18 protein-coding genes are annotated in these 21,697 nt (G+C 41.1%); 14 read left to right on the forward strand and 4 right to left on the reverse strand.

Features of this window, described 5'->3' with window-relative positions; genetic code table 11:
• Positions 1-375: 375 nt before the first annotated feature.
• The 9 genes from HWQ58_RS34180 (at position 376) to HWQ58_RS34220 (ending at position 11,185) form a co-directional block, all read left to right on the forward strand.
• Positions 376-1,533: a sulfate ABC transporter substrate-binding protein gene (locus HWQ58_RS34180; RefSeq protein WP_292872669.1), complete on the forward strand. Its 1,158-nt coding sequence runs from the start codon at positions 376-378 to the stop codon at positions 1,531-1,533.
• An 84-nt stretch (positions 1,534-1,617) separates the two neighbouring features.
• A complete protein-coding gene (locus HWQ58_RS34185) occupies positions 1,618-2,619 on the forward strand; it encodes a PstS family phosphate ABC transporter substrate-binding protein (RefSeq protein ID WP_292872671.1) in 1,002 nt (333 codons plus the stop codon).
• Between the two features lie 49 nt (positions 2,620-2,668).
• Positions 2,669-3,610 (forward strand): phosphate ABC transporter permease subunit PstC, encoded by a 942-nt coding sequence (gene pstC, locus HWQ58_RS34190; RefSeq protein ID WP_292872673.1) that lies wholly within the window; start codon positions 2,669-2,671, stop codon positions 3,608-3,610.
• An 11-nt stretch (positions 3,611-3,621) separates the two neighbouring features.
• Complete coding sequence (gene pstA, locus HWQ58_RS34195) at positions 3,622-4,521, forward strand: phosphate ABC transporter permease PstA (RefSeq protein WP_292872675.1); 900 nt, start codon at positions 3,622-3,624, stop codon at positions 4,519-4,521.
• 51 nt (positions 4,522-4,572) lie between these two features.
• Positions 4,573-5,400, forward strand: a complete 828-nt coding sequence (gene pstB, locus HWQ58_RS34200; protein WP_292872677.1) for a phosphate ABC transporter ATP-binding protein PstB — start codon at positions 4,573-4,575, stop codon at positions 5,398-5,400.
• A gap of 379 nt (positions 5,401-5,779) precedes the next feature.
• On the forward strand, positions 5,780-6,826 hold the full coding sequence (locus HWQ58_RS34205) for an AraC family transcriptional regulator (RefSeq protein WP_292872679.1): 1,047 nt from the start codon (positions 5,780-5,782) through the stop codon (positions 6,824-6,826).
• A complete protein-coding gene (locus tag HWQ58_RS34210; RefSeq protein ID WP_292872739.1) occupies positions 6,748-8,424 on the forward strand; it encodes a TonB-dependent siderophore receptor in 1,677 nt (558 codons plus the stop codon). The genes HWQ58_RS34205 and HWQ58_RS34210 overlap by 79 nt, the downstream gene beginning before the upstream one ends.
• A 120-nt stretch (positions 8,425-8,544) precedes the next feature.
• Complete coding sequence (locus HWQ58_RS34215) at positions 8,545-8,970, forward strand: hypothetical protein (protein ID WP_292872681.1); 426 nt, start codon at positions 8,545-8,547, stop codon at positions 8,968-8,970.
• Positions 8,971-9,052: 82 nt separating this feature from the next.
• The gene (locus HWQ58_RS34220) at positions 9,053-11,185 is read left to right on the forward strand and encodes a DHH family phosphoesterase (protein WP_292872683.1); all 2,133 of its coding nucleotides are present in this window, start codon (positions 9,053-9,055) and stop codon (positions 11,183-11,185) included.
• 50 nt (positions 11,186-11,235) lie between these two features.
• Here HWQ58_RS34220 and HWQ58_RS34225 read toward each other — a convergent pair whose 3' ends face one another.
• Entirely contained in the window at positions 11,236-11,379 is a 144-nt protein-coding gene (locus HWQ58_RS34225; RefSeq protein WP_190240852.1) for a photosystem II reaction center protein Ycf12, read from the reverse strand.
• Between the two features lie 313 nt (positions 11,380-11,692).
• Here HWQ58_RS34225 and HWQ58_RS34230 point away from each other — a divergent pair, with 313 nt between their 5' ends.
• From HWQ58_RS34230 to HWQ58_RS34240, 3 genes are all read left to right on the forward strand, one after another.
• Positions 11,693-12,043: a YkgJ family cysteine cluster protein gene (locus tag HWQ58_RS34230; RefSeq protein ID WP_292872685.1), complete on the forward strand. Its 351-nt coding sequence runs from the start codon at positions 11,693-11,695 to the stop codon at positions 12,041-12,043.
• A gap of 99 nt (positions 12,044-12,142) precedes the next feature.
• On the forward strand, positions 12,143-12,571 hold the full coding sequence (locus HWQ58_RS34235; protein ID WP_292872741.1) for a TMEM165/GDT1 family protein: 429 nt from the start codon (positions 12,143-12,145) through the stop codon (positions 12,569-12,571).
• Positions 12,572-12,672: 101 nt separating this feature from the next.
• Positions 12,673-12,975 (forward strand): TMEM165/GDT1 family protein, encoded by a 303-nt coding sequence (locus tag HWQ58_RS34240; RefSeq protein WP_292872687.1) that lies wholly within the window; start codon positions 12,673-12,675, stop codon positions 12,973-12,975.
• 139 nt (positions 12,976-13,114) lie between these two features.
• Here the strand turns inward: HWQ58_RS34240 and HWQ58_RS34245 are convergent, their stop codons facing one another.
• A complete protein-coding gene (locus tag HWQ58_RS34245) occupies positions 13,115-14,041 on the reverse strand; it encodes a cobalamin-binding protein (protein WP_292872689.1) in 927 nt (308 codons plus the stop codon).
• 448 nt (positions 14,042-14,489) lie between these two features.
• Here HWQ58_RS34245 and HWQ58_RS34250 point away from each other — a divergent pair, with 448 nt between their 5' ends.
• The gene (locus tag HWQ58_RS34250) at positions 14,490-16,709 is read left to right on the forward strand and encodes a PAS domain S-box protein (RefSeq protein ID WP_292872691.1); all 2,220 of its coding nucleotides are present in this window, start codon (positions 14,490-14,492) and stop codon (positions 16,707-16,709) included.
• A gap of 45 nt (positions 16,710-16,754) precedes the next feature.
• On the opposite strand, the gene HWQ58_RS34255 is transcribed toward HWQ58_RS34250, so the two are convergent.
• Together HWQ58_RS34255 and pruA are read right to left on the reverse strand one after the other, a co-directional pair.
• Positions 16,755-17,213, reverse strand: a complete 459-nt coding sequence (locus HWQ58_RS34255; RefSeq protein ID WP_292872693.1) for a GNAT family N-acetyltransferase — start codon at positions 17,211-17,213, stop codon at positions 16,755-16,757.
• 140 nt (positions 17,214-17,353) lie between these two features.
• Entirely contained in the window at positions 17,354-20,326 is a 2,973-nt protein-coding gene (pruA, locus tag HWQ58_RS34260) for an L-glutamate gamma-semialdehyde dehydrogenase (RefSeq protein WP_292872695.1), read from the reverse strand.
• A gap of 306 nt (positions 20,327-20,632) precedes the next feature.
• Here pruA and HWQ58_RS34265 point away from each other — a divergent pair, with 306 nt between their 5' ends.
• Positions 20,633-21,277 carry a hypothetical protein gene (locus HWQ58_RS34265; protein WP_292872697.1) on the forward strand — a complete coding sequence of 215 codons (645 nt, stop codon included), beginning with the start codon at positions 20,633-20,635 and terminating at the stop codon, positions 21,275-21,277.
• Positions 21,278-21,697 lie beyond the last annotated feature (420 nt).

Below are 21,697 nucleotides of genomic sequence, written 5' to 3' on the forward strand. Positions count from 1 at the left end.
GATGTTATGTACAAATAATGTCGTAATGAGCGCGATCACTAAATATGATACTCAACCTGCTGTAGTGCGGCTACTATGTTTTAAAAAGAGCTTTATTGGCTAAAAAAAGTCTAGTTTATACTACTGTTTTGTATTCCTCATCACATATTATTTAGCCAATATTATGTATTAATGCAATCGGATGTTTTCGCTTTCCAGCAAAAGAAACGTTTTGTGAAATGCCTTGCTAAATCGGATTTATTTGCTACTTTTGAGCAGAAATTGCTCACTGAGTAAAAAAATTAAAGTCAAATGATAAATATTATTCTATATACCCTATAATTCTTATAATTACGGTATTCGTCTAGAAATACCGTAGATTTAGGGGTGATTCTAATGCGCAAGTCGCAACAACCGACACAATTAAGTAAATTTCTAAGCGAGGGCATGCAGGCTTATGTTATGAAAGCTTTGCAGAATATACAACTCTCGTATCAACACGCAATTATAAGTTGGTTGAATGGACGCACTGTACAAAGCTTTGTAAGTCTGTTTCTAATAAGTATTTTTTTTAGTCTAGCAGTTGCCTCCTGTTCTGGAAGCAGTTCAGCTAGAAAAAATGATGTTAAGTTAAAACTAGTTTCATTCTCTGTCACCAAAGCCGCTCATGACCAGATAATTCCTAAATTTGTCGAAAAATGGAAGCAAGAACATAACCAAAACGTCACATTTGATCAAAGTTATGGAGGTTCTGGTGCTCAAGCGGCGGCTGTGATAGCCGGTTCACAAGAAGCAGATATAGTACATTTGGCACTTCCCCTGGATATCAACAAAATTCAACAAGCAGGTTTAATTAAAACAGGTTGGGAAATAAAATCACCGAGAAGTGGTATTGTGAGTAGATCGGTTGCTGCGATCGTCACTCGTGAAGGTAACCCAAAAGGCATCAATACCTGGGCAGACTTGGCAAAAGATGGCGTGAAAGTGATTGCGGCTAACCCAAAAACTTCTGGTATTGCTATCTGGGAATTCTTGGCTTTTTGGGGTTCGGTGAGTCTAACGGGAGGTGACGAAGCCACAGCGCTAAATTACGTCACCAAAGTTTATAAAAACACTCCTATTCTGACAAAAGATGCTCGTGAAGCTAGCGATTTATTTTTCCAAAAAGGTCAGGGTGATGTCTTAATCAACTACGAGAATGAGGTAATTTTAGCAGGAAAAAATGGGACTAAACTACCTTATGTTGTACCCCAAGTTAATATTTCCATTGATAATCCTGTAGCCGTAGTTGATAAAAACGTTGATAAGCACGGTACAAGAGAAGTTGCACAAGCATTTGTTGATTTCCTTTACTCGACAGAAGCTCAACGGGAATTTGCAAAATTACAATATCGTCCTGTTAACCCCAGCGTTACCCAAGAAGTAGCATCACAACATCCCCCAATTAAAACTTTATTCACATCTCAAGATTTAGGTGGCTGGGATATTATCCAGAAAAAGTTTTTTGGAGATGGGGCAATTTTTGACAAAGTGCAAGCTGCGAATAAAGCATGATATCTATTTTTTCATGCAGCATTCTCTACTTGCAGATAGCCAAGCATAAGCAATTCGTAGTCATTTTATCTCAATTGATAATTTATGAGCTTTCGTAGCCGATTTAAGCATAGCCTTTTCCTGACATTTTTAATGATTATTGCCAGCAGTATCACTGCTTGTAGCAGTAATGAGGAAAAGAAAAGTCAGGTTAGTATTGATGGTGCAGCTGTAGGTTTTCCTATTTCTTTAGCAGTTGCAGAAGAATACGGTAAAGTCAAACCTGAAGCTAAAGTAAGCGTTGCCTCAAGTGGTACTGGTGGTGGTTTCAGTAAATTTTGTAATGGCGATCTTGATATAGCTGGTGCTTCTCGCACCATTAGAGATGAAGAAATCAAAAAATGTCAAAGTAAGAATATTAAATTTGTTGAGTTGCCTATAGCTTTAGATGGTATCGCCGTGATTGCCAACCGCCAAAATAACTTTGCCAAATGTCTAACTATTAAGGAACTGGGTAAGATTTGGGGCGGCAAATCAGACGGCAAAATATTGAGATGGAATCAAGTTAATCCCAAGTTTCCTAATCAAAAGCTGAAGCTGTATGCTCCATCTTCTGATACAGGAACATTCGATTATATGACTCAAGCTGTGACTGGCAAAGCTAAGAATGGGCGTACAGACTACACTGCCACTCAGAATCAAAACCTTCTCGTCCAAGGAGTGTCAGGTGATGTATCAGCTTTGGGTTATGTAGGGATATCTTACTACATTCAAAATCAAGATAAACTCAATCTAGTTGCTGTAGAAAGTCTGACAGGAAAGTGTGAAAAACCAGTTCCGGTAGATAATGTGATCAAAAATATCTACACACCTTTGTCTCGTCCTCTGTTTATCTATGTCAGTAGAAAATCCTTAGATACTAAGCCAGCAGTAAAAGAATTTGTAGATTTTTATCTAGAAAATTCTTGGAAGTGGGTAGATAGCGTTGGTTATGTAGCATTACCTGATGAAGCTTACCTCAAAGTCAAACAAAAATTTGCTACTGGTGAAACTGGGACAAAGTTTAAAAAAGCAAAACCAGGTGAACCGATCACAAACTTCATTTAAATAAAGTCCTAGTCATTGTAGTCTGAGTGTAGTTAAAACTTAACTGTTTATGCAAAATACCAATTCTCAAGACGAGCCTTATCTACTATCCAGACAGTCACTGGATAAAAATCCATCTGAAGATATCTCAGAAAAGATTGTTGCAGCAGTTTTATTTGCTTGTGCTTTAGTTTCAGTTTTAACTACCTTTGGTATTGTTGTAATTATCTTTCAGGAGACATTCGGTTTTTTCCAAGAAGTTTCCTTTGCCCAATTTTTTCTTGATACTAAATGGACGCCTTTATTTGCTAATAGACATTTTGGTGTTTGGCCATTGATTAATGGCACTTTCTTGACTACAGCTATTGCTATGGCAGTTGCTATTCCTTTGGGTTTATCTTCTGCTATTTATTTGAGTGAATATGCTGAACCCAAAGTGGCTGCAATTTTACGTCCAGCAGTAGAACTTTTAGCGGGAATACCCACAGTAGTATATGGTTACTTTGCGCTGTTGTTCCTTACACCATTGCTGCGGAATTTTATCCCTCTGGAAATATTCAACGCTTTGAGTGCGGGGTTAATGATGGGGGTAATGATTACTCCTACTGTTGGTTCTATCAGCTTAGATGCTATCCGAGCAGTTCCACGTTCTTTGCGAGAAGGAGCTTATGCTTTAGGTATCACTAAACTGGAAACCATTTTTAAAGTAGTTCTACCAGCCGCGCTTTCTGGAATCATAGCCTCGATTATTTTGGGTATTTCTCGAGCTGTGGGTGAAACAATGACTGTACTCATCGCTGCCGGACAACAACCAAGACTAACTGTTAATTTTGCCGAATCAATAGAAACAATGACAGCTTACATGGCACAAATTTCTGGTGGAGATAGTCCACGTGGTAGTCTCAATTTCAAGACATTATATGCTGTAGGCGCTGTTCTGTTTCTACTTACCCTTGCTTTGAATATTGTTAGTTACTGGATTGCTAATCGCTTTAAAGAAAAATACGACTAAACTAAATAGATATGGCTACAAGTTATCAACAAGATGATTCTCTAGATTCTGCGGCAGAATTTACCGATAATGTTGAAAGTAGGGAGACATTAGGTAAAGTATTTGAAGTACTTTTTTTGTTAGGATTGCTGATTGGTTTATTTATCCTAGCTTTGCTACTTTTTGATATTTTTCGAGACGGATTAGGCAGATTTTTATCACCCGGCTTTCTTACGGAAACTCCTTCTCGTTTTCCCGATCAAGGTGGTATTCGTCCTGCGATTATCAGCAGTGTTCTTTTAGGATCTGTTGTGATTTTAGTGACTGTCCCAATAGGTGTAGGAGCAGCTTTATATCTAGAAGAGTATGCACCTAAAGCTTGGTGGACAGCGATTATTGAGATTAATATCAGTAATCTTGCAGGTGTGCCTTCTATCGTCTATGGATTGCTGGGTTTAGGGGTTTTCAATTATTTGCTTGGATTTGGCCCCGCTTTGATTTCCGGTGCATTGACTTTATCTTTGTTGTCTTTACCAGTAATTATTGTGACAGCTAGAGAAGCAATTCGCGCTGTCCCAGATTCCTTGAGAAATGCTTCTTACGGATTAGGTGTCACAAAATGGCGAACTATCAGCAATCATGTCATACCCTATGCTATTCCCGGTATTCTAACGGGGGTGATTATCTCTATATCCCGCGCTATTGGTGATGCAGCATCTCTGATTGTTGTAGGTGCTGTGGGTTTTCTCACCTTTAACCCTGGTTTGTTTCAGAGATTTATGGCATTACCTATTCAAATTTACAGTTACATAACTCGTCCTGAACCGGGTTTTGCTAGTGCAGCAGCAGCGACAATTATTGCGTTGTTAATCTTGATTTTAGTTTTAAATGGTGTAGCAATTTATATTCGACAACGCTTCTCAATAAGTTAGGTAATTAAATATCTAATTCGATAAATTCACGGATATTAGGAGAACAGCCAAATGACTTATAGCAATAGTAAAAGTAAATCAGATAGTGCCACAATCGACCAAGACAAGGGTGTATTCAATGTTGAAGGTGTGAAGGTCTACTATGGGGGATTTCTGGCCCTTTTAGATGTCTACCTAAAGATTCCTGAAAAACAAATTATTGCTTTTATTGGGCCTTCAGGATGTGGTAAAAGTACCTTACTGCGTTGCTTCAACCGGATGAATGATTTAATCCCTGGGGCTAAGGTTGAGGGTAGACTGAATTATCGCGATCGCAACATTTACGATCCGAAGATAAACTCTGTAAAATTACGCCGCCAAGTCGGAATGGTTTTTCAAAGACCGAATCCTTTTCCCAAGTCAATCTACGAAAATATTTCCTTTGGGCCGCGGGCTAACGGTTACAAAGGTAACATTGATGAATTGGTGGAAGATTCTCTCAGACGCGCTGCTATCTGGGATGAAGTCAAAGATAAACTTAAAGAGAAGGGAACTGCATTATCTGGCGGACAACAACAACGGCTTTGCATAGCAAGAGCGATCGCGATGAAGCCAGATGTATTATTGATGGATGAACCATGTTCTGCTCTTGACCCAATTTCTAGCCGCCAAGTCGAAGAACTCTGCTTAGAACTCAAGCAACAATACACTATCATTATGGTGACACACAATATGCAGCAAGCTTCCAGAGTGGCAGATTTCACGGCTTTCTTCAATACAGAAATTGATGAGCATGGTAAACGTCGTGGCAAATTAGTTGAGTTTAATCCTACAGCGCAAATGTTCAGTTCTCCTCAAACCAAAGAAGCTGAAGATTATATCAGTGGACGCTTCGGTTAAGAGACATCACAGTTGAAGGGGAAAGGTAAAAGCCAAGTTCAGTTATGAGCGACTATTATTCCTTTGTCCTTTAATTTAAATTTAGTCAACTAAATAGACATCTCCGGAAATTAATTATGCGTTCACCAAAACCCTTGTAGAGACACGAAATTTTGCGTCTCTATATTCTTTTCCGGAAATGTCTAATGTCCCCTTAAAAAATCTTTCGTCTACTGAAATTAAAATATAAGCTTGTCATTGCGGCAAACAGTTTCTTTAAGTCATATTTTGTTTACGAATTAGCTCTTATTGAGCCAATAACTTAATTTGCTATAGTGTCAAGCAATCGCAGTAAGATAATTGAGAATTAATAGCATTAGTTTTCCAACATCTACCAATTATGACTATCACCCTGACGATGAAAGAGGAGTGGGAACTGTGGGACGAAGCTGCAATAAACAGCCTGCAAAACCCAGAGCCTAATGAATTTATTTGTCAAATGCCAAGACTTCTCGGCAAGGGCTATGTGCGAGATATTGAAGTGTATCCCAATCTCTGCCTTTCAATTAGGGACTATGAATATCACGATGATGTATTGCTGAAAATTCCTGAATGGGATCATTCACTGCAATTTTGTGTCTGGCTTTTAGGAAATGCCACAGACGATACACTCATTTCTGGTGCTGGCGTTCAACGCCAATTTACTTTGGAGACTCCGAAATCTCAACGGATTGTGAGCGTTGAGATTCATATGCCACCTGAGCTATTGGGAACTTTTTTCCCAACAGTGGACGGCGAAATTCCTTTTGAGTTCAGGCAACTAGCAAAGGGTGATGATTGGCAGACAATGCTACACCCCAAAATGACTACTGCTATCAACTGTGTGGCACAGCAAATCATTAATTGTCCCTATCAAGGAATCAGCAAGCGGATGTTTTTGCAGGCGAGAGTGCTAGAACTAATGAGGTTGCAATTAACTCCCCTCTTGGCAGAGCAAGGGAGACTGCAACAGCCGCCACGATTAAAGGCACAAACTATCGCCCAGATTCATTATGCCAGGGAAATTTTACTCTCCCGTTTGGAGAATCCGCCATCGATACTGGAATTATCGCAGTTGGTGGGAGTAAGCGATCGCACCCTCCAACGTGGATTTCAGGAACTGTTTGGCAAAACAGCATTTAGCTACCTGACAGAAAAACGTATGGAATGGGCAGAGCAGTTATTGCGTCAGGGAAACATGACTATTGCTGAGGTTGGTAACCGCATTGGCTATTCTAACCTGGGACACTTTGTGGCTGCTTTCAAGCGCAGATTTGGGATTACACCGAGTCAAAGTTTAATGGGGAAAAAGTCGGTTTTGGCTCAAATATTGAGCGGGTTGAAGTACTTAAAGGACCCGCTTCGGTTCTATTCGGTCAAGGCGGACTCGGCGGCAAGGTCAACTTAGTAACGAAGCAACCATTGCGCGATCCTTTCTACTTCGTAGAAACTTCTGTTGGTAGCTACAATTCCTATAGCGGTGCAATTGATTTATCCGGTTCATTGAATGACAGTAAAACGGTGTTGTATCGCCTGAATGCTTCTGCTGAAACAAACGAAAGCTTTATTGATTTCTATGACCAACAGCAATATCTAATTGCACCTACTTTAAGCTGGCAAATTAGTGACAGAACAAAGCTGACTCTAGAAGCAAGCTATTCCCTTGCAGAGGGACCCTATGATTTTGGGATACCAGCACAGGGAAGCGTACTGCCTAACCCCAATGGCAAAATTCCTCGTAATCGTTTTGTGAGTGAGCCTAATCTTAATGACACCTCTAATGGTGCATTTCGGATTGGCTATAATTTTGAACATCGCTTTAGTGATAACTGGCAAGCGCGGAGCGTTTTTCAGACTTCTTTGTTTCGCCTAAAACGAAATACTGTGTTTTCTTTCGGATTACAAGATGATTTGCTTACCTTGGAAAGAGGCGTTGAGAATTTTGACTACGATGAAAATGCTTATAATCTAGACAATTATGTGGTCGCTAAATTGACAACAGGTAGTATCAAGCATGAGCTAGTCGCTGGATTTAACCTGAGCAAAACTGATACTAATTCCAAAGCTCTTTTTAATGACACGACTCCTCTCAATGTTTTCAATCCCGTGTATAGAACTGCTACAGAAGCTAGTCTTCCAGATTTTGATATCAAAAATACGGCGCAACAATTAGGTTTTTACCTTCAGGATCAAATTACCCTAGCAGAAAACTTCAAACTACTTTTGGGTGGACGCTTTGATATTGCCAATCAAGAGTTTCAGGATTTATTGAACCAGACAACCGACTTTAAGCAAACAGAAGCTTTTAGCCCTCGTGTTGGCATTGTTTACCAACCTATTCAACCGATCTCACTCTACGCCAGCTATAGCCGTTCATTCAATCAAGCGACATCTGCATTCGGTGCCGCCCTACCTGAACCGGAGCGAGGAACGCAGTATGAAATCGGGGTTAAAGCAGATTTGACTGACCGATTAGCTACAACCTTGGCATTTTATGATTTGACTCGCACCAATCTCTCAGCCGAAGATCCAAATAATCCACAACGAACTATTCAAATTGGGGAACAGCGCAGTCGTGGGATTGAGTTTGATATATCTGGCGAAATCTTGCCAGGGTGGAACATCATTGCTGGTTATGCTTACACTGATGCAGAAATCACAAGAGACAATCCATCGACAGTGGGTAATCAACTGAATAATGTGCCGAGACATGCGCTCAATCTATGGACAACTTACGAAATTCAATCCGGCAGTTTAAAAGGATTAGGCTTCGGTTTAGGAGCTTTTTACTATGGAGCTCGGCAAGCTGACTTAGCCAATACGGTTGAGTTACCTAGTTATGTACGCACAGATGCAGCTATTTATTATAAGCGGGACAATTACCGGGCTGCGATCAATATCAAGAATTTGTTCGACACTGATTATTTTGTCTCTGCACAAAACGTGAATCGGATTATACCTGGCGATCCCCTGACAATACAGGGCACAATTTCTTGGCAGTTTTGAGCAAACCCCCTGGGCATCCTACGCTTCTATCCGTCAGTCAAAGTAATTCTGGAAAATATGCTGAGGCTTGATAGTACTTAACTAAAGTAAAATTTTAGTTAAGTATTTATACGGTGTATAATGTTTAAGCCTCTGTCATTTGCCTTAATTGCAATTACCGTTCTCACAGCATCCATTAATAACCCCAGTCCCACCTTGGCTGGAACATGTGCGTCTAAATGTGGTTCGCGTCTAATTCAGTTTACACCTGGGCAACACATTCGAGTTGAAGTTATAAATAGCACACCCAACTTGATTAAAATCCAAAAACCCTCTGGGACTGACGCAATTTCCTTGAGTCTAGGACAGAAATTAAGTTTAGAACAAATAGAGGGTACAGAACCAAATACATCTCTAATATTTTGGAGCGAAACGGGTTTATCACTACAAGCAATTGTCTCGAAACCTAACTTTGGTACATTGCGGCTGGAACTGCGTCCGACTTTGCGCTCTCTGGGCGATCGCTCGTTGTATATTATGGATGATGGTAAGATAAACGTGTTTTAGATAGCAAATTAATGTTATTAGTTATGAGTTAAGAAACAACTTTCAATTCAACACTCATAACTGAAAACTCCTAACTTTTATTGTGCTAGACCGAGCTGTATCTGAAGTATCAAAGCCTCACAGGCGCTTACCTAATCAGCGCTGGCAAATTTATCAGCAAAAACCAGAATTTGCTCAAAATCTGGCGGTTTTGACAAATATTTCCCCGATTGTCAGCCAGTTGTTGATTAATCGGGGTATGGAAACACCAGAACAGATACAAGCATTTTTAAATCCAGAGTCTTTAGTTTTGCCTTCGCCGTTGGAAGATTTCCCAGATTTGGCGATTAGTTTGGAGTTGTTGCAAAATGCGATCGCTTCTCAAACAAAAATTGCTATTTGTGGTGACTACGATGCTGATGGGATGACCAGCACTGCTTTACTTTTGCGTAGTCTCCGCACTTTAGGCGCACAAGTAGATTATGCTATCCCTAGCCGGATGCACGAAGGCTACGGTATTAATAAACGCATAGTTGAAGAATTTCATAGCGAAGGTGTGGGATTAATTCTGACTGTAGATAATGGCATCTCTGCATTTGAACCAGTTGCTAGAGCTAGAGAACTTGGTCTTGTGGTTATTATCACCGACCACCACGATCTACCCCAAAAATTACCACCAGCTAACGCTATCCTCAACCCCAAACTAATAGCTGAATCCTCGCCTTATCGGGGTGTTGCTGGTGTTGGTGTTGCCTACATCTTGGCAGTTTCTCTAGCACAACAGCTAGGCCAGACTAAGGGCTTGATCCAGCCGATGCTAGCCCTATTTACACTGGGAACGATCGCAGATTTAGCCCCCTTAACTGGCGTAAATCGCCGCTGGGTGAAACGCGGTTTACAGCATTTACCCAAATCCCATTTACCTGGAGTGCAGGCGTTGATTCAGGTAGGCGGCGTCCAGGCGAGGGGAGATGAGAAAGCAGGGGAAGCAGGGGAGCAGGGGAGCAGGGGAGCAGAGGAGAAAATTCCTAATCCAAAATCCAAAATTCAAAATCCAAAATCCCTAAAGCCTGAAGATATCGGGTTTCGCCTGGGGCCGCGAATTAATGCTATTGGTCGGATTGGTAATCCTCAGACTGTGATTGAATTGCTGACTACAGATGATATGGGAGTGGCGCTGGAAAAAGCAATGCAGTGCGAACAAATTAACGCCTCTCGCCAGCTAATGTGTGAGCAAATCGAACAAGAAGCGATCGCTTATGTAGAGACAGAATTTGTTGCTTCTTTACAAGATGACCGTGTATTAGTTATTGTTCAACCTAATTGGCATCACGGTGTTATTGGCATCGTCGCCTCCCGCTTGGTAGAACGCTACGGTGTTCCCGTGTTTATCGGGACTTATGAAGATGAGGGACATATACGCGGTTCAGCACGCTCAATTCCAGAGTTTCATGTATTTGAAGCTTTGGAATATTGTCACGATTTACTAGGGAAATTTGGTGGACACAAAGCAGCTGGGGGATTTTCTCTACCAGCAGAGAATTTACAGATGTTGCGATCGCGTTTGATTGAGTTTGCTAACCAGTGTCTTGAACCCCAACATCTCAAGCCTCTGCTCAAAATTGATGCAGAAGTCAACCTCAATCATCTCAATCAGCAGCTTTATCAACAGCTTAATGCTCTACATCCCTGTGGTATGGACAATCCCGATCCAGTTTTCTGGACACCTAATGTCCAAGTGGTTGAGCAAAAAATTGTTGGCAAGGGTCACATCAAACTCACAATTGCTCAAACTGTTGATAATCAGGAGTATAAAATTAAAGCGATCGCTTGGCGTTGGGGCGACTATTTCCATCTACCATCGCGAGTGGATATCGCTTATAAACTGCGAGAAAATTACTTTAACGGTAACACTAGCATTGAGCTAGAGTTAATCGGTGTCAGACTGCCAATTCAGATTCAACAATTTTTTGCTTCACCACCTATCCAGTCAAGCATCACATTTGAGTACAACCAGCGACAATATACTTGTGGTTTCTATAAAAATGGTATTAAAGCAGAATTAAGAATTAGAAATTCTGAAGGCAAAGTCTTAGCCATCCAGCCAGGACATATAATTGGTTTGGTGGGCACTAATCGTCAAAATGCTAAAGAAGTTGATATTTCTCAACCACAGTATGACAATATTATCCAAGCTGCCCTTCAGTCATTATCAGTATTGAGTGCTGAGTTATGAGTTTTAAATTCCAAAATTTTCTTTTACTCAGCACTCAACACTCAATACTCTTATAGGTTGCCGTTGCGAAATGCTAGCACAAATATTACTGCTGGCCCAGCAATCACGATTAGCGCCACGGACAGCAATTGGAAAATAACTTCCCAATTGATACTGGTAAAAGCGTTAAACAATCCAGATAAAGCGTCAAACATTTTTCCTTTTCTCCTCTCAATTGTCTTAAAAAATTCAATAACTTAATTACAAAACCCGCAATATTATCATATCTGGCTATGGACTGTTAGATTTAATTTACTTAACAAAATTATAAGAAAAGATATAAAAACGTAAAATAGGGGGATTGGGAATGGGGCATTGGGCATTGGGAAGAGACAAGGTAGATAAAAAAGAGGGGGGAGATAAGGGAGAGATTTATTCAATAATTCCCCCTGCTCCCCCTGCTCCCCCTGCTCCCTGCTCCCCTGCTCCCCCACTCCCTGCTCCCCACTCCCTAATCCCTAATTCAAAATGTCAACTTGGCAATGTGTAAAGCAATGTGGAGCCTGCTGTAATCTCGATCCAGCAGAGCGTCCAGACTTGGAAGAGTATCTCTCACCACCAGAACTAGAACTCTACCTCAGCATGGTAGGCGAAGGGGGATGGTGCGTTAATTTCGACCATACCACGCGAGAATGTCGCATCTACCCCAATCGTCCGCGCTTCTGCCGTGTGGAATCAGAAGTATTTCAAGATATGTATGGGGTTGAACCAAAAGAAGTCAACGATTTTGCTATTGACTGCTGTCGCCAGCAAATAGAAGGAGTTTATGGCGATCGCAGTTTAGAAATACTACGCTTCAACAAAGCTGTTGGCCTTTGACACCCAACCTGCTTTTTTTGTGTAAGGTTGCAATTTATGACAAAAATCTGAGAAAATGATAGAAATATGAAAACACCCCAGCAACCAAAACTACTGCTTGTGAAACTTGATTCTGCACCTTTGGAGATTTCTGGCATATCTCACACTGAGATCGAGCTAGAACTACAAGACAGCAATGATTTTAACTTAACTCCTGCGATCGCTCCCTTGGTTGAGCCTGTAATTGCCGATAGTTCTCAAAAGCAGCAATCAGCGCTAGTAGTTTTTGGTACGACTTTTGTAACCATTTTTTTAGCAGAAATTGGAGATAAGACTCAGCTATCCACTCTGTTAATGAGCGCACAATCTCATTCGCCGTGGGTGGTATTTATCGGCTCGGCGGCGGCGCTAATAACCACCAGCTTATTAGGCGTACTTTTAGGTAGTTGGATAGCCAACCGACTCAGCCCGAAAACTGTAGAAAAATCAGCCGGCGTGATGTTGTTAGTGATTTCCCTAATGCTGTTTTGGGATGTATTACAAGGTTAGTTAGAAGTTAGAAGTTAGAAGTTACTAGTTAAGAATTAGGAATTAGAAGTTAGTAGTTATTCTCCCTCATCTCCCCCACTCCCCACTCCCCCATAAATAATATGGATTGGCATCTATTAGGACTGAGCTTTATTACGGTTTTTTTATCAGAATTGGGTGACAAAAGTCAGCTAGCGGCGATCGCACTTTCAGGACGTTCTAATTCTCCACGTGCAGTATTTTTTGGTGCAGCAGGCGCATTGCTGTTGACAAGCCTGTTGGGATCGTTAGCAGGGGGCGCAGTAGCCGAATTATTACCTACACGCGTGTTAAAAGCGATCGCGGCTTTAGGATTTGCCATTCTTGCTGCACGCCTGCTGTTATTTAACAATGAACCATCAGCAGATTCTGAACAAACACCTTAGAGAAAAATTCAGAATTCAGAATCCAGGAATCAAAATTATTCTTCGTGGGCGATTGGAACGCGCCAAGGTTTTCAACCAGTCTCACTCAGCCGGACTTGAATTAATACTGAATTCTGACTCCTGAATTCTGAATTCTTCTTTACAAACCTTCCCAAGCAGTTCCTTTGTAGCCGTATTGAAAAATTTCTGGATGCAAAATTTCTGCCAAAATTTCTAGAGAATCTACCAGTCGCGGCCCTGGACGATTGAAGTAAGAATTGCCATCAGTAATGTAGACTCTACCAGCTTCGGTAGCGTGTAGTTTTTCCCACTCTGGACGTTGAGTTAATAACTTGGCTTCTTGGCGAGTGCGATTTAAATCAAAGCCACAAGGCATAAAAACAATTACATCTGGATTCGTTGTTAATAGTGTTTCCCACGGCAAGATCGGAGAAGGCTGACCTGTAGCGCAAAATAGAGACTGTCCTCCGGCTAAGTTAACTAATTCAGGAATCCAATTAGCGGCAACCATCAAAGGATCAGTCCACTCGATACAGGCGACAGTAGGTAGTTCATCTAAAGAAAGCCCTTGGATTTTTTGCTGACAAATTTTGACGCGAGCTTCTAAATTTTCTAAGACTTTTACCGAGTCTACGCCAAAGGTGTTGCCTACTCGCTCAATGTCAGCCCAAACATCCTGGAGAATATTGGGTTGTAAAGAAATAATCTGAGGTTTACTGTGAATAAGTGTAGCAACTGCCTTTTCAACATCATGTAAGCTAACAGCACAAACGTCGCACTGGTCTTGAGTGAGAATGTGGGTAGGCTGCAATTGCTCTAAAACATCTGTTTTGATTTCATAAATACTCAAAGCAGATTGCAATAAATTGTTCACTTCGTCGTGAATTTGGCTGCTGGGGGCATCACTGTTTAAACGTGCTTGGGTACAAATGGGGCGATTGAGGATTTCTGGAGGGTAATCGCATTCGTGCGATCGCCCCACAATAGCATTAACCAACCCTAGTGTCGCTAAAATCTCTGTTCCACCGGGAATCAGGGAAACAATTCTTACATCACTATCTGTCATCACTTCACCTCCGCAAAAGCTGCCGTTACCTTAAGTTTGGCAGAATTTGAGTCATTAGGTATCTTTCTCTAGGAGAATCAAGGGTATTTTGCTAGTCAGTACTAAGCAAGAAATTCAACTGGAGATTGGATATTGGGGAGAGTCTTTACCACTCCCCAATCCTAAGTTAAAAATACTATACTACTTATACTATTTAATAGTAGGATTCCTTAATAGTAAAATTACTTGAAATGGTAATTATCCCCTGGCAAAAATCACTGGTATGAAGTAATAGAAGTAATCAGCAAAATCTAGCTTAGAACTCATTAGCCAGAATCATAAAATTTAATTAGAAAAATTATACTTTCCGGTTATGAAAAACCATACCAAGTAATTGTAGTTATACAAAGACAGTTCTACTTTCTTCGTAGAACTACAAGTCCAAATTATTTCTTCTTGAGGGCAAGTAATGCAAGTGGTGTCAGCTAGAGATATTACAGAGCACAACCAGGCCCAAGAGGCTTTACGAACCAGAGAAAATAGTCGGCGAAAACAAAGCCAGACGCTGGTGCAACTGGCAAGAAGCAAGACATTTCAGCAAGGTAATCTCAATGCGGTGTTGAGAGAAATCACAGAAACTGCTGCTCAGACGCTGTTAGTAGAGCGAGTTGGGGTATGGTTATATAATGAAGAACGTTCAAAAATTGAATGCATCAATTTATATGATGTCAGGACTAAGGAGCATACCTTTGGTAACTCGCTTTTAAAGACAAATTTTCCTGCTTATTTTCAGGCTTTAGAAGAGGAACGTACCATTGCCGCAGATGATGCCAGAAACGACACCAGAACCCAAGAATTATCCGAGCCTTATCTTTCAGTTTTGGGCATCACATCTATACTAGATGCACCAATTTGGCTAGAGGGTCATTTGGTAGGCGTAGTGTGTCACGAACACATTGGCGAAGGTCGCCAATGGACTTTAGAAGAAGAGAGTTTTGCTGGCTCAATTGCAGATTTTGTGACGCTGGCTATAGAAGCGAGCGAGCGAAACGTCGTACAGGAAGCACTGCGACAGAGTGAGGCACAATTTCGGGCGATTTTTGAGCGTTCCTCTATCGGCATTGGACTTATAGATATGAAAGGGCAGATAGTCGATACTAATCTGGCACTGTGCGAGATTTTAGGATACAGCCGAGAAGAGTTATACGGCAAGTGCTTTACAGATTACATTTCCATAGAAAGGAAGGATTTAAAACTTTACAAACAACTGATGTCAGGAATTCGCACAGACTTAAAGAGAACTTCCAGGGACGGTTTACAACCCTCCAAACATCAGGAACAACTTGCCGAAAGACATCGTATTGAGATAGAAAGACGCTGCCTGCATCAAAATGGTAACTTAGTTTGGACTCATATCTCTGTTTCTGTTATACCAGGCAGCAATGGTGAACCTGAGTTTTTTCTAGCGATGATTGAGGATATTACTGAACGTAAGCAAACAGAGTTGAAACTACGTGCCTCTCAAGAAGCAGCAGAAGCTGCCAGTCGAGCAAAAAGTGAATTTTTAGCAACCATGAGCCATGAGTTGCGGACGCCTCTGAATGCGATTATGGGTTTGTCACAGTTACTGCAAGAAGAAATAGTTGGCTCTCTGAATGAAAAGCAGAACGAATATGTAAGTTGTATATATAGTAGTGGCGAACATCTGCTGGCAGTGATTAACGATATCCTTGACTTATCTAAGGTAGAAGCAGGTAAAGAGGAACTGTTACTATCATCTTTGTCGGTGGCAGATATATGTAATTATGCCATCTGGACAGTGCGCGATCGCGCCTCAGAAAAGGGATTGCAACTCACACATAAAATTGACCCAAAAGCAGATATTTGTATTGCTGATGAGCGGCGCATCAAGCAAATGCTACTCAACCTGCTCACCAATGCGATTAAATTCACCCCAGCAGGTGAAGTATCGCTGGTAGTCAAAAAAGTGCCACAAGGGATAACGTTTACAGTTTCAGATACTGGCATTGGTATAGATTCAAGTCAGTTTCAATTTCTATTTGAACCGTTTAAACAGCTTGATAGTCGGTTAAATCGGCAGTATGAAGGCACTGGTTTGGGTTTAGTCTTGACACGTAAATTAGCGCGTTTACATGGTGGAGATGTTACCTTTACATCAACTTTAGGAAAAGGCAGTCAGTTCACTGTGTTTCTACCAAAGCCAGAGCATCCGGTAAATGAGGAAGATGAAGAAAATGAGACAAATGAGATAGATGAGACTGAAGAGGAAGCAAAGTTCTCATCTTCTCCAGTCATCTCCACAAAAAAAACTATTTTGCTTGTAGAAGAAGAGGAAAACACAGCAACAGTGTTGCAAGATTATCTCCACACAACTGGCTACCAAGTCAAGTGGATAGATAATGCTAACGACTTTTTGAAACAGGTAGAAAGCTTCCAACCAGATTTAGTTTTTTTTGATTTCCAGTTAGTAAAAGATGTTCATATCTGGAATTTGCTGAATATCCTTAGACAAGAGCCTTATCGGAAACATTTACCAATTGTAATGATGACCTTTAGCGAACCTTTAGAGGAGGAAATTGCCACGCTACCAGGTAGTCTTAATGACTACCTAGTTAAGCCAATTCGGATAGTCCAGCTAGAGTCAATCCTGATGAAATACTTGAGTTAATTGCTTATAAAAATACTTTTTTGTACAAACAATTCGTGGAAAAATTTACGATATACTTTTACTTTGACTATGTAAATATTTTCTCATTTTCACATGGATAATACTAGCTTCTTCAAATATTTCTCCTTCTTCTACAAAATCGAGTTTTTTATATAAATTTTTCACATATTCTTGAGCATGAATTACGACTTCTGGAATATTTTGGTTAGCTATCACCTGTAGGGCATTTTCCATAATTTTCTTACCAATACCCTGCCCTCTAACTGTCGATAAAACGGCTAACCTTTCTATTTTGGCAGTTTTATCATTTAAATATCTGATTCTGGCTGTACCCACAGCTTCCAGATTTAAATAAGCAATTAGATGATCGGATATTTCATCTTTGCCATCAAATTCTAAAGCAGGATCTACCCCTTGTTCTTCTTGAAAAACTGATTTTCTAATTGCTTGAATTGCCGGAAAATCTTCAGCTAATTCAGCAACTTTTATAACTAAATTACTCATTAAACTCTCTTTGATATTACTACCTATTGTAGTTTAATGTGAGTTTGATGCACCTCTTCCTGCTTTGGTAAAATCAGGGAGAGGTGTTTTAATTTGGCTAATTAGACGGACACTATATCAGCCGTGGAATTCACGTTAGTTTAATCTGCTCCTTCAATTGGTGCAAAACCTTGACGCTGAATATTTTCTGTCACTGCGCGTGGTTCTAAAAATTGCAGTAAGTAATCAGGGCCGCCTGCTTTAGAACCTACTCCAGAAAGTTTGAATCCACCAAAGGGTTGCCGTCCAACGATCGCTCCGGTAATATTGCGATTGATGTACAAATTCCCGACTTCAAACTCTGTCTGCGCTTGCTGAATATGCGAAGGCGTTCTAGAATAAAGTCCGCCAGTCAAGGCGTAGTTTGTACCGTTGGCGACTGCTAACGCTTCCTGGAAATCTTTCACCCGAATTATCGCCAGCACAGGGCCAAAAATTTCTTGCTGTGAAATTACCGCATTTGGTGATACTTCACTAAAAATAACTGGCCCGATAAAATATCCTTGTTCGGGTGCTGGTAATTCCAACGCCACTTCTGCTTCTGCCTTACCCTTCTCAATATACTCGCGGATGTGATCGCGGGCATTAGCATCAATTACCGGCCCAACTTGTGTACTCGGTAACTCTGCTTCCCCAATGTTCAAGGATTTTGTCGCTTCTACCAACCGTTGCACAAAGGCATCATAAATCGGTTGCAGCACAATCACCCTGGAGGCGGCAGAACATTTTTGGCCGCTATAACCAAATGCTGACTGCACTATCCCCACAACAGCTTGGTCTAAATCAGCACTTTCATCGACAATAATGGCATTCTTGCCACCCATTTCAGCAATCACCCGTTTCATGTGCTTTTGTGAGGGTTTCAAAATTGCCGCCTCTGCGTAAATTTTACAACCTACTTCCTGGGAACCCGTAAAAGCAATTACATGAGTATCTGGATGATTTACCAAATGAGCGCCAACTTGCGAACCCTTGCCAGGTACGTATTGAAATACACCTTTCGGAAAACCAGCATCTACCAAGATTTCTGTGAGTTTCGCTGCAATCACAGAAGATGTTTCCGCAGGTTTGAGGAGAGTGCAATTCCCCGAAACCAAAGCTGCAACAGTCATTCCACAAGCGATCGCTAGCGGAAAATTCCAGGGAGAAATTACTATAGCAATACCCCGTGGCTGGTAAATATAACGATTAGTTTCACCAGGTATGTCATAATCGACACCTTTATCTAACCGTTCTATCTCATCAGCGTAGTAACGACAAAAGTCTATCGCTTCCGAAACCTCTCCATCAGCTTCCTTAACTGGTTTCCCAACTTCCAAAACTATCCAAACAGAAAGTTCAGCGCGGCGGAGTTCCAGCAAATCACCCGCTTTCCGCAAAATATCAGCGCGTTGTTTAGCTGGTGTTTTCTTCCACCCAGGAAACGCTGCTTTCGCAGCTTGCATCGCCTGTTCTGCTTGTTCAACGCTAATCAACCCAACTTTACCAATTACCTCACTGAACTTAGAAGGATTGAGAGAATCAACAAATTCCGGTGGATTAACATATTCTCCATTAATTAGCGGTAAATAAGTTTTACCAAGTTGTTGGCGAACGCTTTGGAAAGCTTGCGCGGCTTTCATTCTCACCTCTTCCTGGGCGTAATCGGTATCAGCAGCACCGAGGAAATCAGAGTGAGGAGTTAAAGAGTTCTTCTCCTCTTTGACAATCGGCGGCGCTAATAATTCCTCAATTGGACGATTTTCGAGATTTTGCCGTAGAAAAGAACTATTAGCTGTATTTTCCAACAATCGCCGAATTAAATAGGCCATTCCAGGTAATAATTCACCGTAAGGACAGTAAACTCTGACTCGATAACCTTTATCAACCAACGCCTTGGCAACTTTATCACCCATACCGTAGAGGACTTGCAATTCAAAGCGACGGCGAGGGACATTTAAACTTTCAGCTATGGCAATGGCGCGAGAGTGCGATCGCACATTATGGCTACCAATAGCAGAATATACATATTGATGATTTTCTAGCAATAACTGAGTGATGGTTTCAAAGTTAGCATCAGTTGCGGCTTTGTCGTTGTAAACTGGCTGTAGCCAATGCTTCTGTGCTGCTTTGATCGTTTCCTGATCCCAATATGCGCCTTTTACCAAGCGAATTGTCAAGGGATAACCGCGCTGTTTTAACCAAGAAATTAGGTCTACAGTATCTTGTTCGCTATCACGCAGATATGCTTGAATTGTCATGCCAATATCTGTGCGTTGCCGAAACTCTTCTTCTAGTAGCAGTTTTTTCAAGATGCTGAGAGTTATATCCTTGTAGGCATACTGTTCCATGTCAAAATGGACAGCTGCACCTAATTCTTTAGCACGACGTAAGAGAATACGAATGCGATCGCTAACTTTATCCTCACTACCTTTAGCATCTAAAGGATCAAATTGCGAATAAAATGCGGTTAACTTCACAGAAACCTGAACTTTTGGGATTGCTTCGCCATCAGCCTCATCAATCGCCGGGATAGCTGCCCAATTCTTTGATGCTTCTACCAATTGTTGGATTAATTCTAGATAGCGTTCTAGATAAGACTGCGCTTCCGCTTCGGTAATTACGGCTTCACCCAGTAAGTCGATGGTGAAAGCCATTTTTTCTTTTCGCAGTCGTTCAACTGTTTTGATGACTTGTTTAATATTTTCCCCAGAAATATATTTATGGGCAAGAGTCTCAACTGCTGTCCCAACAGTTGTAGCAGCAACTTGTCCTGGCATAGAGTCAGGGTTAGCAAAGTTTAGCATTCCCTTCAAAGCTGCCGGTAATTCTACAGATTCATCGCCGAGATATTCTTGTAAATGTGAGGCAATTTCTGATTTGCTGTGCAAAGCAGGTAGCGTATCTATAAAGCGAAATAGTTGCACCCGCAACCCAGGATTACTCATCGCCCAAGCTAGTAATTTATCATCCCAGCGCATTTGATCCCGCAGGGAAGAAAAAAACGAACGGTTTTCCTGCGTTGCTGCTAGAAGTTGTTTAGCAATTTCTTGGGTTTTAGCTTCGTAGGTGCTTGTTTGTACTTGTAATACCACTGATAATAAACTCCGTTAATCAAGGCAAGGCTTTTTTTTACAAAGCCTGTGTCTTCTATTTTGGCGCTTTCATTTTAGCTGTCACCATAGTGGGAAGTGAGGGAGATGAGAGGACAAGGAGATAAACAAAACTCCTAACTCAGCACTCCTAACGCCCAATGCCCCATGCCCCATTCCCAATGCCCAATCCCCAATTCTATCACCTACAAGTGTTATTCTTTTGTTGATCTATTTCTAATTTGATTAGACAGATGTTGCAACACAAGAGATTAGCTCAGTCATACTAAGAGTGTGGATACTACGTTTATGCCTACAGAAAACCTCACGCATATTTTATTTTCTAACTGGCAACACATACTCCAACCCTTTGGCGTTGACCAGATAACGGCTGAGAAAGCCTTTAGTTGCTTGGTTGCAGCTTACTCTACCCCTGGTCGCTACTACCATACACTGAAACACATTGAGCACGTCCTCAGCACAATTCAGATTTTGCAAGGCTACACTAACAATCTAGCTGCGGTTCAACTATCTGCCTGGTTTCATGATGTAGTATATGACTCTCAAGCTCAAGATAATGAAGAACGAAGCGCAGACTATGCTTTTGAGTTGCTGAGTAATTTGGGTATTTCAGAAAGTACCATAACTACTGTCACCCGTCTGATTCTGAACACTAAAGACCACCAAACTGCGGTGAATGACTATGACAGCCAAGTCCTACTTGATGCAGATTTAGCGATTTTGGCTACTAATCCAGTTGATTATCAAGAATACGCCTATGCTATTCGTCAGGAATATGGCTGGATGGCAGAGGCAGATTATATCACAGGTCGGCGGCAGGTTTTAGAACGATTTGCACAGCGATCGCGTATCTATTTTACGCCTTTAATGTTAGAGTTCGCCGAAGCATCTGCGCGCAATAATATCCAGATAGAAATTCAGTCTTTAGATTAATGATACTGACCAAATAAGGCAAAAGTAAAAAGTTAAAAGGCAGAAGAAAGAAGATAGGACTAGTACACTGTGGCCTAAATAAACCACCCATTCTAAATCGCCAAAAACTTTACCCTATAAGCTTTTTGACTTTTGACTTTTGACTTTTGACTTTTGACTTCCGCCTTGCGGTACTAGCCCTTTCAAGGTGAACGTTTGTATTATGATAGGACTTACGCAAAAACCCTCTCAAACTCTCATTCCTCCCTGACTTCTACGTCCTCTGTGGTTCATTTTCCATTACCTGTGCGTAAGTCCTATATGAAATAAATGATATTTTAACGTGAGTTCGACAAAGCTCTCCCTGCCTTGAACTAAAGTTCAAATCTGTCCCTCTTCGAGTCGGAAAGGCACAGGTTTTGCGTAGTAAAACCTCTTAGA

Origin of the sequence: Nostoc sp. LPT, assembly GCF_017115165.1 — a bacterium.
Classification (GTDB): Bacteria; Cyanobacteriota; Cyanobacteriia; order Cyanobacteriales; family Nostocaceae; genus Nostoc.